13 protein-coding genes are annotated in these 13,483 nt (G+C 50.2%); 6 read left to right on the forward strand and 7 right to left on the reverse strand.

Annotation, left to right across the window (positions count from 1 at the left end):
- Positions 1-18: 18 nt before the first annotated feature.
- Entirely contained in the window at positions 19-1,473 is a 1,455-nt protein-coding gene (gene guaB, locus HMPREF9469_RS21875) for an IMP dehydrogenase (protein ID WP_007866920.1), read from the reverse strand.
- A 418-nt stretch (positions 1,474-1,891) separates the two neighbouring features.
- Here guaB and HMPREF9469_RS21880 point away from each other — a divergent pair, with 418 nt between their 5' ends.
- Genes HMPREF9469_RS21880 through HMPREF9469_RS21890 form a run of 3 tightly spaced genes read left to right on the forward strand, consistent with a single transcriptional unit; the run spans position 1,892 to position 3,775 of the window.
- The gene (locus tag HMPREF9469_RS21880; RefSeq protein ID WP_007866921.1) at positions 1,892-2,266 is read left to right on the forward strand and encodes a GntR family transcriptional regulator; all 375 of its coding nucleotides are present in this window, start codon (positions 1,892-1,894) and stop codon (positions 2,264-2,266) included.
- Between the two features lie 10 nt (positions 2,267-2,276).
- Positions 2,277-3,137, forward strand: coding sequence for an ABC transporter ATP-binding protein (locus tag HMPREF9469_RS21885; RefSeq protein ID WP_007866922.1), 861 nt, complete (start codon positions 2,277-2,279; stop codon positions 3,135-3,137).
- Entirely contained in the window at positions 3,134-3,775 is a 642-nt protein-coding gene (locus HMPREF9469_RS21890) for an ABC-2 transporter permease (RefSeq protein ID WP_007866923.1), read from the forward strand. Before HMPREF9469_RS21885 ends, HMPREF9469_RS21890 begins: the two co-directional genes overlap by 4 nt.
- Positions 3,776-3,901: 126 nt before the next feature.
- On the opposite strand, the gene HMPREF9469_RS21895 is transcribed toward HMPREF9469_RS21890, so the two are convergent.
- A complete protein-coding gene (locus HMPREF9469_RS21895) occupies positions 3,902-4,399 on the reverse strand; it encodes a DUF6106 family protein (protein ID WP_007866924.1) in 498 nt (165 codons plus the stop codon).
- 85 nt (positions 4,400-4,484) lie between these two features.
- Positions 4,485-4,841 (reverse strand): metal-dependent transcriptional regulator, encoded by a 357-nt coding sequence (locus tag HMPREF9469_RS21900; protein ID WP_082082489.1) that lies wholly within the window; start codon positions 4,839-4,841, stop codon positions 4,485-4,487.
- Positions 4,842-5,028: 187 nt separating this feature from the next.
- On the opposite strand from HMPREF9469_RS21900, the gene HMPREF9469_RS21905 reads away from it, so the two are divergent.
- Both HMPREF9469_RS21905 and feoB read left to right on the forward strand, forming a co-directional pair.
- The gene (locus HMPREF9469_RS21905; protein ID WP_007866928.1) at positions 5,029-5,262 is read left to right on the forward strand and encodes a FeoA family protein; all 234 of its coding nucleotides are present in this window, start codon (positions 5,029-5,031) and stop codon (positions 5,260-5,262) included.
- A 30-nt stretch (positions 5,263-5,292) separates the two neighbouring features.
- On the forward strand, positions 5,293-7,692 hold the full coding sequence (feoB, locus tag HMPREF9469_RS21910; RefSeq protein ID WP_007866930.1) for a ferrous iron transport protein B: 2,400 nt from the start codon (positions 5,293-5,295) through the stop codon (positions 7,690-7,692).
- Positions 7,693-7,899: 207 nt separating this feature from the next.
- Here feoB and groL read toward each other — a convergent pair whose 3' ends face one another.
- Together groL and HMPREF9469_RS21920 are read right to left on the reverse strand one after the other, a co-directional pair.
- Positions 7,900-9,522, reverse strand: a complete 1,623-nt coding sequence (groL, locus tag HMPREF9469_RS21915; RefSeq protein WP_007866932.1) for a chaperonin GroEL — start codon at positions 9,520-9,522, stop codon at positions 7,900-7,902.
- Positions 9,523-9,576: 54 nt separating this feature from the next.
- Positions 9,577-9,861 (reverse strand): co-chaperone GroES, encoded by a 285-nt coding sequence (locus HMPREF9469_RS21920; protein WP_007866933.1) that lies wholly within the window; start codon positions 9,859-9,861, stop codon positions 9,577-9,579.
- Between the two features lie 261 nt (positions 9,862-10,122).
- Here HMPREF9469_RS21920 and HMPREF9469_RS21925 point away from each other — a divergent pair, with 261 nt between their 5' ends.
- Positions 10,123-10,767 carry a hypothetical protein gene (locus tag HMPREF9469_RS21925; RefSeq protein WP_007866936.1) on the forward strand — a complete coding sequence of 215 codons (645 nt, stop codon included), beginning with the start codon at positions 10,123-10,125 and terminating at the stop codon, positions 10,765-10,767.
- A gap of 81 nt (positions 10,768-10,848) precedes the next feature.
- Here the strand turns inward: HMPREF9469_RS21925 and HMPREF9469_RS21930 are convergent, their stop codons facing one another.
- A complete protein-coding gene (locus HMPREF9469_RS21930) occupies positions 10,849-11,784 on the reverse strand; it encodes an MORN repeat-containing protein (protein WP_040417132.1) in 936 nt (311 codons plus the stop codon).
- Positions 11,785-11,843: 59 nt separating this feature from the next.
- Positions 11,844-13,289 carry a MocR-like pyridoxine biosynthesis transcription factor PdxR gene (gene pdxR, locus HMPREF9469_RS21935; RefSeq protein WP_007866965.1) on the reverse strand — a complete coding sequence of 482 codons (1,446 nt, stop codon included), beginning with the start codon at positions 13,287-13,289 and terminating at the stop codon, positions 11,844-11,846.
- Positions 13,290-13,483: the final 194 nt, after the last annotated feature.

A 13,483-nucleotide genomic window follows, 5' to 3' on the forward strand; every position in this document is an offset into this window, starting at 1 on the left:
ATTATATACCATTCAAGGTTATTCTTCAATTGAATAGTTTGGAGCCTCTTTTGTAATATGAATATCATGGGGATGGCTTTCCTTCAAAGAGGCAGCGGAGATCTTCACAAATCTGGCTGTTTCCTGAAGGGTGGGGATGTCGGATGCGCCGCAGTATCCCATGCCGGAGCGAAGTCCGCCCAGAAGCTGGAATACGGTGTCCTCCACCAATCCCTTGTACGCCACACGGCCTTCCACGCCCTCAGGCACCAGTTTCTTGGCGTCTGACTGGAAGTAACGGTCCTTGCTTCCGTTCTCCATGGCTGCGATGGAACCCATGCCGCGGTATACCTTATACTTACGTCCCTGATACAGTTCAAATGTTCCCGGGCTCTCATCGCATCCTGCAAAGATGCTTCCCATCATACACACGCTTCCGCCTGCCGCAATTGCCTTTGTCACATCGCCGGAGTACTTGATCCCTCCGTCTGCGATAATGGGCACGCCGTATTCCTTCGCCACCTTATAGCAGTTCATAACAGCTGTAACCTGGGGCACGCCAATGCCTGCGACCACACGGGTGGTACAGATGGAGCCGGGTCCGATCCCAACCTTCACACAGTCAGCGCCTGCCTCGATCAGATCTTTGGTGGCCTCTGCGGTAGCCACATTGCCTGCCACGATCTGCAGGTCCGCAAATGCGTCCTTGATCATCTTTACGCAGCGGATCACATTAGCGGAATGACCATGTGCGGAATCCAGCACGATCACGTCCACTTTTGCCTTTACCAATGCCTCTACCCTCTCCAGTACATTGGCTGTGATACCCACGGCAGCGCCGCACAGAAGACGCCCCTGTTCGTCCTTTGCGGACAGCGGGTACTTGATCTGCTTCTCAATATCTTTAATTGTAATAAGCCCTTTTAAGTTAAAATCATCATCCACAATGGGAAGTTTCTCCACCCTTGCCTTGGCCAGGATCGCCTTGGCCTCCTTCAGGGTAACGCCTTCCTTTGCAGTGACCAGGTTCCTGGTGGTCATGCACTCCCTGATGGGGCGGTCAAAATCCTCCTCAAACTTCAGGTCACGGTTGGTAATGATACCAACCAGCTTCTTACCCTCTGTGATCGGTACGCCGGAAATACGGAACTTTGCCATCAGATCATTGGCATCCTTTAATGTGTGCTCGGGTGAAAGGTAAAATGGGTCTGTGATAACGCCGTTCTCCGAACGCTTTACGCGGTCCACTTCCTCCGCCTGATCATCTATGGACATATTCTTATGGATCACACCGATACCGCCCTGTCTGGCCATGGCAATCGCCATGCGGTGCTCTGTAACCGTATCCATGCCGGCGCTCATTAACGGAATGTTTAATTTAATCTTCTTGGTCAGGTTTGTTGTCAGGTCTACCTGGTTGGGAATCACTTCTGAATAGGATGGTACCAGAAGTACATCATCAAAGGTTATGCCTTCGCCGATTATTGTACCCATTTTAAAGTTCCTCTCTTTCTGCGTGTTTGAATTGAATTTGTTTTGCAAGAAACTTATCCTCAGCGGACAAGGGAACACACGGTTTTGCACCACAGATTTGCGGTTCTGCCGCGTTACTGTCACTGAGGGTATCTGTAAGATAGTGCTTGAACTGTCTCTTTCTTATTAGTATCTAATACTAGCAAATTTTATCATGCTTGTCAAATCAAATCAAATGGAATCATTCATTCATTTTACTTATAGGCCTCAATCAGCCTTTCTAATATTATTTCCCCTGTTTTACGATTGGCTTCCTGATGGAAAGAGACTTATCTTCCCTCTTGACAGATCTGTCTATACATAGTATATTGTATATATAGAGTATATACAATAAAAACATTAGGCACAGATGGCCAGTTAATGGCACGGAGGCAAAGCAGTGAATATCATTATCAGTAACTCCAGCGGAAAGCCCATCTACGAGCAGATAACATCCCAGATCAAGAACATGATCATCAGCGGCCAGCTCAGTGCAGGTGATCCCCTTCCAAGTATGCGGGCCCTTGCAAAGGAGCTGCGGATCAGCGTGATCACCACCAAGCGGGCATACAACGATCTGGAGCAGGAAGGCTTTATTGAAACAATAACAGGCAAGGGCAGTTTTGTGGCGGCCAAGGATACGGAGGTCATCCGGGAAGGAAATCTGCGGATTGCCGAGGAGTATCTTGCCAAAGCCGCGGAACTGGCCAAGAAAAGCGGTATTCCGTTAAAGGAACTGGTGGAAGTGCTGGAGCTTATTTATAATGGAGAGTGAGGAGACGTCCATGGAGAATGCGATCAATATCAGAGGTCTTTCCAAAACATACAAAGACTTTTCCCTGAAAGATGTGAATCTTTCCCTGCCCAAAGGCTCCATCATGGGTCTGATCGGTGAAAACGGCGCCGGAAAGTCAACCACGATCAAGGCCATGCTGGACCTTGTCCGGCGTGACAGCGGAACCATTGAGATCCTTGGGAAGGATCTGGATACCAGTGGAAAAGAGATCAGGGAGCAGATCGGAGTCATCCTGGGTGAGAGCCATTTTCACGAATTTCTCAATGCCATCCAGGTATCCAACATAATGAAACGGGTCTATGGCAGCTGGGACCAGAACCTGTTCTTAGATTATTTAAAGACATTTTCCCTTCCGGAGAAAAAGAAGATCAAGGAATATTCCAAGGGAATGATGATGAAACTATCCATTGCAGCCGCACTGAGCCATCATCCCAAGCTTCTTATCCTGGATGAGGCTACCAGCGGCCTGGACCCCATTATCCGGGATGAGATCCTGGATATCTTCTTTGGATTCATCGAGGACGGGGAACATTCCATCCTGATCTCCTCCCATATCACCAGCGACCTGGATAAGGTAGCCGACTACATTACCATGATCCACGATGGTGAGATCCTGTTTTCAGAAGAAAAGGATTTTCTTATGGATGACATGGGCATCATCAAGTGCGGGGCCGGGGACCTTAATGAGCTTAAAGGCCTGGATATCGTAGGGGTCCGGCACAATGCCTATCAGGCAGAATGTCTGGTCCGCAGCAGACAGGAAGTCAGTGAGCTTTACCCGGATCTGATCATTGACCGGGCCAACATCGAAGAGATCATGTTATTTTATATAAGGGGGCAAAAACAATGATGGGACTGCTGATAAAAGATTTATATTGTCTGAAACAGAATGGCAAAAGCCTGATGTTTATTTTGCTCATATGGGGGCTGGTCTTCCTTCCCAGGGATGACGGGGGACTGATACTCATATCACTGTGCATGATGGTAAGCGCCATGCATATCTTCACTCTGGCCTCCTATGATAAGCAGGCCCGGTGGGATACCTACGCCTTAAGTATGCCCCTGACCAGGGCAAATATGGTTCAGGAAAAATATATCATGTCCCTGTTGCTCCTTGTCATGTCCGCGGTTGTCTCCACGTTTGTGGTCGCAATTGCCTGGCTGATCCGCACAGGAGGAATGGAACCGGATTTTATTCCTTCCATAGCCGCCACCCTGGCTGTGGGCGCGGGCATTTCCCTGTTCTACACTGCCCTTTCCCTGCCCCTGTCCATGTGGCTGGGCGTGGAAAAGGCCCGCTACATCCCCAGTGTGCTGTTCGCCCTCATCTTTTTTACAGCCGTCATCATGGTTAGAAGGGGAAGCCACATAGGGCTGCGGGCAGACCATCTGATCGCATTCGGCCTGGGGGCTCTTATCCTGTCCGTGGCCCTGTTTATCATCTCCTATTTTATCTGCCTGTTCATCTACGGGAAAAAGGAGTTTTAACCCGCAATAATTACAGCCTGCATACGTGCAAAATCCGGATCACCCCGGAATGGAAAAGGGCGGTATCGGTACTGATTCCTCAGTATGGATACCGTCCTTCTTTTAATCTGTCACATATCATATGGTTTATACCACCACTTTGCGCGGATATGCCCTGCGCATGGCCCCGATCATCTTCTCATTGGGCTCAAACAGAACCTTATAGTTCTCAGCGCCCTTCTGGTACATCATGGCATAGACCTTGGCGTCCCTGCGGCCCGAGGAAAAATCCTTTATCTTGGCTCCCTGTCTCTCATAATCCTTGAGCACAAAGGAATCTGCCGGAGCCACAATCTGAACATCCTCCTTGTCACAATCAAACACCCTTTTCCTTCTGGCCCTTCCCATAATGCGGTCCACGGACAGACCTCCCTCAGCAAAAAGGTATTCATACTCCACGCTCATGTTAAGAAATACAAAATAGGTGGCAGCTCCCACTGCCAGCATGATGATTACACCCAGAACTGTCTGCAGCGCTGTCAGCACAGAAAAAATACAGAGCACGATCATCAGGATCTTTACAGGAACAGCGTAGCCCGGATCTTTTCTCTTTACCAGCCACTCCACATAATTGTCTTCACTCATATGGTCTCTCCTTTTATCATTTTGCATACTCCCCATTATACAATATTTCTCTGTATAATTCCAGAGCGTGTTTGAAAATTGCATTCTAAGGCATTTCTCTGAGAAATGTAATGATCCGTTCCATGTTTTCCACCGTTTTCCGGTTAATGAAATGTTCAATTTTCTCCACCTGTTCCAATTCGCAGTCTGTGTGGTTCAGAGCACAGAAAAAATCATGGAGCACCCGGTGGCGGTGAAGCAGATAGCGCCCTGCCTCATGCCCCTTATCCGTAACCATGATGCTTCCGTATTTCCTAAAATCAATATATCCCCCTGTTCTCAGGTTATCCAGCATCTTGGAGGCGGAGGAAGGGCGCACATGGAGGCTTTGAGCCAGCAGGCTCACCCGGATGGGGAGTCCCTCTTCCTCCATGCGGCAGATCATTTCCAGATAATCCTCCATGGAGGAGGTCAGCTGGTCCCCACTGGACCGTTCGTATCCCTTCAATGTATAGAACCCTTCATTTCCCAGATCGAATCCATTATTTTCATGATTTATATCCTTGTTTGTAACCAAAGTCCACCTCCTGCAATACACTATGAGTAAGAAAATGTTTCCTTATCCTAATTTATTGCGAGGTATTGTAATTATGAAAGAATTTCATTGTCTGAATGATATAAAGCCCGGTCAGAGGGCGCGCATCAAGGAGCTTACCGCCAATGGGAGCATCCGCAGAAGGCTTTTGGATATTGGTCTGGTAGAGGACACAGAGGTGGAGTGCCTGGGAAAGAGCCCTCTTGGAGATCCCTGCGCCTACCTGATCCGGGGCGCCGTCATTGCCATACGTTCTGAGGATTGCAGGAATATCCTGATTTATGAATAATCATCTAAAAAAATTTAAAGGAGTATTAAAATGGGGCTGACCAAACAATCTGTCGGAATGGGCGCTGTCGATTCCGGTTTGGAGATCAAAAAACAGACACCTGAAGATAAAGTCATTGCCATAGCGGGTAATCCAAATGTTGGAAAGAGCACCCTGTTCAACAACCTGACCGGCATGAACCAGCACACGGGAAACTGGCCGGGCAAAACCGTAACCAATGCCCAGGGGTACTGCAAAACCGGAAAAAACGGGTATGTCCTGGTGGATATTCCCGGAACCTATTCCCTTATGGCCCATTCGGCCGAGGAGGAAGTGGCCCGCAATTTTATCTGCTTTGGAAAAAGCGATGGTGTAGTAGTGGTCTGCGATGCAACCTGCCTGGAACGGAATCTGAACCTGGTCCTCCAGACCATGGAAATATCGGACCGGGTCCTTGTATGCGTAAACCTGCTGGATGAAGCCGCGCGCAAGAACATTACCATTGACCTGGATCTGCTCTCCGAAAAACTGGGCGTGCCTGTGGTGGGCACGGTTGCCAGAAAGAAAAAGAGCCTGGAACGTTTTCTGGCAAAACTGGATGAACTGGTAGGGCAACCGGCAGCGGACCAGGCGGATAATCTGCCGGATGATCCGATCTCTGATCCGGCAGATCATCCGATAAATGATCCAATCGCTGACCCGGAGGATGATCCGATGGAGGATTTGGTGGATGACCTGATGGAAGATTTTATGGATTCCCCGGCGGACGATCCGGCGGACGATCCCCTGCCCAAGGATCCGGCGGGGAAATCTGAGGATGACCCAAGCGCCCAGTCCATGGAATCCTCCATGGCGGTCCCCATCATCAACACCGGCGGATCCGGCCATTTTCAGATCCAATATTCCCCCATCATAGAGCAAGCCATCTCCATGGCGGAGCCGGCAGTAAGGGCACAGGTGGGAGGAAAGCTGAATTCCAGATGGCTGACCTTAAAGCTTTTGGACAGCGATCCCTCCCTTATGAAGGAGCTGAAGGAATACCTGGGAGAGAATATACTTGAGAAGCCCCAGGTGGCCCAGGCCCTGGAGCAGGCTAACGGTCATCTGGCCAAATACGGTGTTACAAGGGAAATCCTCAAGGACCGCGTGGTAGCTGCATTGGTGGCCTCTGCGGAAAAGGTATGCCGGGATACGGTTCATTTTAACAAAAACGGCTACAACGAAGGGGACAGGAAGTTAGACCATGTACTCACCAGCCGCTTTACAGGATATCCTGTGATGATCGGAATGCTGGCTGTGGTGTTCTGGCTGACCATCACCGGAGCCAATTATCCGTCTCAGATGCTGGCCGATGCGCTGTTTAGGGTCCAGGACCTTTTGACAGAAGCATTTATGGCCATGGGCGCTCCCCAGTGGCTCCACGGCCTGCTGATCCTTGGAGTGTTCCGGGTACTGGCATGGGTGGTATCCGTAATGCTGCCCCCCATGGCGATCTTCTTCCCCCTGTTCACCCTGTTAGAGGACTCCGGCTACCTGCCCAGGATCGCCTATAATCTGGATAAACCATTTAAAAGCTGCCATGCCTGCGGCAAGCAGGCTCTTACCATGTGCATGGGATTTGGATGCAACGCGGCCGGTATTGTGGGATGCCGCATCATCGATTCCCCAAGGGAACGGATCATTGCCATGATCACCAACAATTTTGTGCCCTGCAACGGAAGGTTCCCCACCCTGATCGCCATTATATCCATGTTTTTTGTGGGGGTATCCGGAGGTGCCTTTGAATCCCTTTTATCAGCCCTGCTCCTGACAATGTTCATTGTTCTGGGCGTATTTATGACCTTTGCGGTCTCCAAGGCCCTGTCCATGACTGTTTTAAAGGGAATGCCCTCCTCCTTTACCCTGGAGCTTCCTCCCTACCGGCGTCCCCAGATCGGCAAGGTGATCGTGCGCTCCATCTTTGACCGCACCTTGTTTGTGCTGGGAAGGGCCATTGTCGTGGCCGCTCCTGCAGGACTTCTCATATGGATCATGGCCAATGTACAGGTGGGAGGGATCACCCTTCTGGCACATTGTTCCGGTTTTCTGGACCCCTTCGCCCATATGCTGGGCATGGACGGAGTTATCCTCATGGCATTTATCCTGGGGCTTCCGGCCAATGAGATCGTGATCCCCATTATCATCATGGCATACATGGCCCAGGGAAGCATCCTGGATTTTGAAAGCCTTACACAGTTAAAGGAACTGCTGGTAAACAACGGCTGGACCTGGATAACCGCTGTGAGCACCATGCTTTTCTCCTTAATGCACTGGCCCTGTACCACCACCCTGCTCACCATACGCAAGGAATCGGGAAGCCTGAAATGGACAATTATGTCCTTTTTGATACCCACGGTATGCGGCATTGTCATCTGCTTTGCATTTAACTGTGTGGCGCAGATGTTTATTTAGGCCAAACCCAAAAAACCCCAAGCTCTGTTATAGGGCGCTCAGGGGATGAGCCTCTCCAGTTCGGTCCCACAAAACCAATTCGATCCACAAAACAGAACGGCGGATTTTCCGCCACGCTGAAACAGCCCGGAACAGACGGTATCCCATCCGCGTTCCGGGCTGTTTCTTGATATTATTTTACTTCTATCTCATAAACCGTTTATCTTATTAATACATTCCGCCCATGTCAGGTGCTGCCGGCATTGCAGAAGCCGGCTCCTTGATGTTGGCAACCACGGACTCGGTTGTCAGCAGTGTGGATGCAACGCTGGTTGCGTTCTGAAGTGCGCTTCTTGTAACCTTTACAGGATCCAGGATGCCTGCTTCGATCATGTCTACAAACTCTTCCTTATATGCATCAAATCCGGTTCCTGTCTTGGATTCTTTTACCTTATTAACGATCACGGAACCTTCCAGTCCGGCATTGGCAACAATGTGGAACAGAGGAGCTTCCAGTGCTTTTAAGATGATCTTAGCGCCGGTCTTCTCATCGCCTTCCAGGCCGTCCACGATCTTCTGGACATCAGCTGCAGCGTGTACGTATGCGGAACCGCCGCCCGCAATGATGCCTTCCTCAACAGCTGCCCTTGTTGCATTCAGGGCATCTTCCATACGAAGCTTAGCTTCCTTCATCTCTGTCTCGGTAGCAGCGCCTACACGGATCACAGCAACGCCGCCTGCCAGCTTAGCCAGACGCTCCTGCAGTTTCTCCCTGTCAAAGTCAGAGGTGGTCTCCTCGATCTGCTTGCGGATCTGGGCAACTCTCGCTGCGATAGTATCCTTATCTCCCATACCGTCAACAATAATGGTGTTCTCTTTCTGAACCTTAACGGATTTTGCACGGCCTAACTGCTCCATGGTTGCATCCTTCAGATCCAGTCCAACTTCCTCGGAGATCACGGTTCCGCCTGTGAGAATAGCGATATCCTGCAGCATCTCTTTTCTTCTGTCGCCGTAGCCTGGAGCCTTAACAGCAACTACGTTGAATGTACCTCTTAACTTGTTAACGATCAGGGTGGTCAGTGCTTCGCCTTCCACATCCTCTGCAATGATAAGCAGTCTTGCGCCCATCTTTACAACCTGCTCTAACAGAGGAAGCAGATCCTGGATATTGGAGATCTTCTTATCGGTGATCAGCACATACGGATCGTCCAGGTTTGCTTCCATCTTATCCATATCAGTGCACATATAAGCAGACAGGTAACCTCTGTCAAACTGCATACCTTCAACCAGGTCAAGCTCTGTCATCATTGTCTTGGATTCCTCAATGGTGATAACGCCGTCCTTGGAAACCTTCTCCATAGCGTCTGCTACCATTGTACCAACCTCATCATCAGATGCGGAGATGGCTGCAACTCTTGCGATCTGTGCCTTGCCGTTAATGGGCTTGCTCATAGCCTTAATAGCGTCAACAGCAGCGTCTGTGGCTTTCTTCATGCCCTTTCTCAGAACAATGGGGTTAGCGCCTGCCGCCAGGTTCTTCATACCTTCGTTTACCATTGCCTGAGCCAGTACAGTTGCGGTTGTAGTACCGTCACCGGCAACATCATTGGTCTTGGAAGCAACTTCCTTGATCAGCTGAGCGCCCATATTCTCGTAGGCATCTGCCAGTTCGATCTCTTTTGCAATGGTCACGCCGTCATTGGTAATTAATGGAGCTCCAAAGGATTTATCCAGAACAACGTTGCGTCCTTTCGGTCCTAAGGTAACACGTACTGTATCTGCTAACTGATTCACACCTGATTCAAGTGCCTTGCGGGCTTCTACGCCATATTTAATCTGCTTTGCCATGATGATCAACCTCCAAATTTATGTTCTATTCATTATTTTGTAAAATGGGTTCAATTATTCAACTACTGCCAGGATGTCGCTCTGTTTAACGATCACGTACTTCTCATCATCCAGCTCTACCTCTGTACCGGAGTACTTGGAGTAGATAACCTGATCCCCTGCCTTTACCTGCATGGTGATCTCCTTGCCGTCCACAACACCGCCTGGGCCTACTGCGATAACCTCTGCCTGCTGTGGTTTTTCCTTCGCTGCTCCCGGAAGGACAATACCGGACTTTGTAGTCTCTTCTGCTACTAACTGCTTTAATACGACCTTGTCAAACAATGGTACCAACTTCATAATTGAATTCCTCCTTACAATCTGTCTGCTTTTTCTTTCTCGTTACTTACTAAGCATCTTAATTTTGCTCACATGATATGTTATATCACCAGTTGTTAGCACTGTCAAGACTTGAGTGCTAATTTCTTTTAATTTTATTATTTTTTTACAAATTGATGTTTCTTTTTTTTTCCATTCGTATTACAATAGTAGCAATAAGGAATACTATGAAATGTATCGCACAATTATGCTTTATCATTATTCTAAGAAGGGGGTTTTGTCATGTCAAAGAAAGGTTGGGGTAAGTTCGTAGCATTTGCAGCTGTAGCAGGAGCTGTGGCTGCCGGCGTTTCTTATGTACTTCAGTATAAGACATACCATAATGAACTGGAAAAAGATTTCCGCGAGTTTGAGGACAACGATGAGGAGGCAGATGCGGATGCTTCTGACCGCACCATTGATTCACGGAAGGCGGACCGCAATTATATCTCCCTTTCATCCAGCAAAGATGAGTTCAAGGTAGCTGCCAAGGACATGGCCAGCGCCACGAAGAACGTACTAAAGGATGCAGGCAGCCTTCTGTCAGATACGGCTCACGAAGCCGTCTCAGCAGCCGTGGACACGGCCCACATCGCCATACACACTATGAAGGCCAAGAAGGCGGATCTCATGGATGAGCACGGACAGAACAAGGAGGACGATTCCGAACTGTTCGAGGACGAAGGGTTCCTGGATGATGATTATGTGGACGAGGATGACCTCTATGACTATGGCCGTATGGACGGCGATTCTTCCTATCCTCCCAGGAATTACCCGGAAGATTACAGCGATGACCTGATGGACGAGGAGGAAGCTTCCGTGGAAAAGGAGGATATCCCTCCCGCTCCCGAGCCCACCGCCACCATTGAGGAAGATACACTGGATTAAAGCATAAAACCTCCGGGGGTTTTTGGCATTGTGCCGCTGCCCCGGAGGTTTTTCTTTTTTCCTGTGTTTAATGGTTCAGGATCACTCCTCCCATACCAGAAGATTTTTCCATACAGGCAGCTTGATCTGTTCTTCTCCCAGCACATACGCATGGTTGTCACTGTCCTCTGACAAAAGCTGGTATTCTTCTGTGGATTCGCTGTAAACCCACCTCTCATCCGTAACCACCACGCCGCGGTCCACTTCCAGTTTCCAAGTGACTGTCTCATTCTCATCATTCATGCTGGTATAGGTCACTTCACCGTCCATAAGGTCTTCTGAAAATGTACCCGTCTTGCAGATATCCCTCACTTCCCCCTCCGGGCTCCACTGATAATAGCAGTAGCCGGTATGGCCTTTCCCTTCCATCCTGCCGTCCTTCCAGAGCCCTTCGGAGTAATCATACCTGGGAGCGTCCAGGTTCACCACCTGAAGGGCCGTACACTGTCCCTCCGGCTTTCCATCCTGGAATGTTCCGTAATATACGGTGCCGGCCATTGTAAAAACCATTCCCTGCCCTTCTATCTCTTCACTAAGGCCTTCCCCATTATAGAGGTAACGCCTGCCCTCCATGGTTGTGTAAAACAGATCCTGCAGTGTTTCCTCTTCCCGCTCCATGATGCCCGCCGCCTTTTCCAGATTTCCCTCATTCAGCGCCTTCATGATATCTCCCGCCAATGCATCCTGATCCTGGTCCAGAACAGGGACGCCGTCCGCCCTGGCCCGACTCCCTGAGCCGCCCATGCCATCCCCGCTTTCTGCGCGGCCCACACCTCCTGCGCCGTCTTCACTTCCTGCGCCGTCCGCCATGCGGCCTCCTCCTGCATTATCAATACCAGGGTCTGCCGCCATCTCACCACTGATACGGCCGGATATATGTCCCTGGCCCTTCATTCCCCAAAAAACGCTGATTCCCAGCACAATGGCAAATGCAGCTATTGCTGTTATATCCGGCACGCTGAATTTTCTGTTCTTCATGGTTTCACTGTTCCTTTCTCCGGTCATATCTCCGGCCTTTTCTCCGACCCTTTCTCCGGTCATATCTCCGGCCTTTTCTCCGACCCTTTCTCCGGTTTTTCCCAGGCCTGATCCAAGAGCCTGATCCCCTTTTCAATCTCCCTCTCACTGAGCCTTGCGTATCCCAGCATGACCGTGGAGGAATCCATACCGTGCTGTGGGTTGATAAAGCAGTCCGACATTGCATAGACCTTCACCCCGGCTGCGGCTGCCCGCTCCACCAGCTGCATCTCGCCGCCTTTCCACTTAGAGGTCAGGAGCACATGAAGGCCGGCATATTCCCCATTGATCACAAACCTGTCCTCCAGATCCTTAAGTCCGGCCAGGAGCACATCATGCTTTCCTTTGTACACAGCCCTCATACGGTTTAAATGCCGCTCATAGTACCCCTGGGTAATGAACTGGTACAAGATATTCTGATCAATCCTGGACACTGTGGAGGCGTAAAAACCAGCCCGTTCCCTGTACTTCTCCATCAAATGACGGGGCAGCACCATAAACCCCACACGGATTGCCGGGGCTATGGATTTGGAAAATGTTCCCATATATATCACCCTGCCGCCCCGGTCCATGCCCTGAAGGGCGGGGATAGGCATACCTTTGTAGCGGAACTCGCTGTCATAATCATCCTCGATCAGATAGCCCCGGCTGCTGTAAGCCCAAGCCAGCAGTTCCTGGCGGCGCTTTACAGGCATGACGATCCCTGTGGGATATTGATGGGAGGGCATGATATACGCCACCTGTGCCCCGCTGTGCGAAAGCCGGTCCACATTCATCCCGTACCGGTCCATTTCCACGGGAACCACGCTGTATCCCACCCCGCGCAGCACACGGTACGCCTGCTTGTACGTGGGGTTTTCCATTGCGATCCGTGGATCACTGCCCAGGTCATTTCCCAGGATCTGCCCCAAAAGCATGAGAAGGTATTCGCTGCCGGCACCGATCAGTATCTGGTCCGGGCTGCAGTTCACTCCTCTGGCTGAATGGAGATATGCTCCAATGGCTGTACGAAGGGACAGTTCTCCCTGTGGATTGCCCACTGCAAACATATCCTTATTGTCATCCACCAATGTATTGCGGCTGAGTTTTCTCCAGATATTAAAGGGGAAACTTTCCAGGTCGATTCCCCTGGGAGAAAAGTCCACCTCATAGGCCTGTTCCCCCGGCTCCTGCTCCACCACAAAGGAACCCGGCGATCTCTGCCGTACCTCCACCAGTTCCTCTATTTTACACACATAATATCCCTTGCAGGGCAGAGCCTCGATATACCCTTCCGACAGCAGCTGGTCATAGGCCATCTGCGTGGTACTGCGGCTCACTTTCAAATTCTGCGCCAGGACCCTGGTCGATGGAAGCCTGCTGCCTGCCTCCAGCCTGGCCGAGCGTATCTCGTCCTTGATGTACTGGTAGATCTGTTCATAAAGAGGACTTTCCGACTGGCTGTCAAAGGGTATGATCAGTTCCATGTCCCCACCTTTCTTCCATCAACTGGCATTGTTATAATCAAATATATCAACCGGATAAATCATACCAGATTTGCATGGTGCTGTCAATATTCAGGGGTCTCCGGTATATGTGCTAAGACCGGGACAGACCGGTCATCACAGGAAAATGGCTGCTGCACCCTGCTTAAAAGGCGCGGCAGCCATCTCACTGTTAT

The organism is [Clostridium] citroniae WAL-17108 (assembly GCF_000233455.1).
Taxonomy (GTDB): Bacteria; Bacillota; Clostridia; order Lachnospirales; family Lachnospiraceae; genus Enterocloster; species Enterocloster citroniae.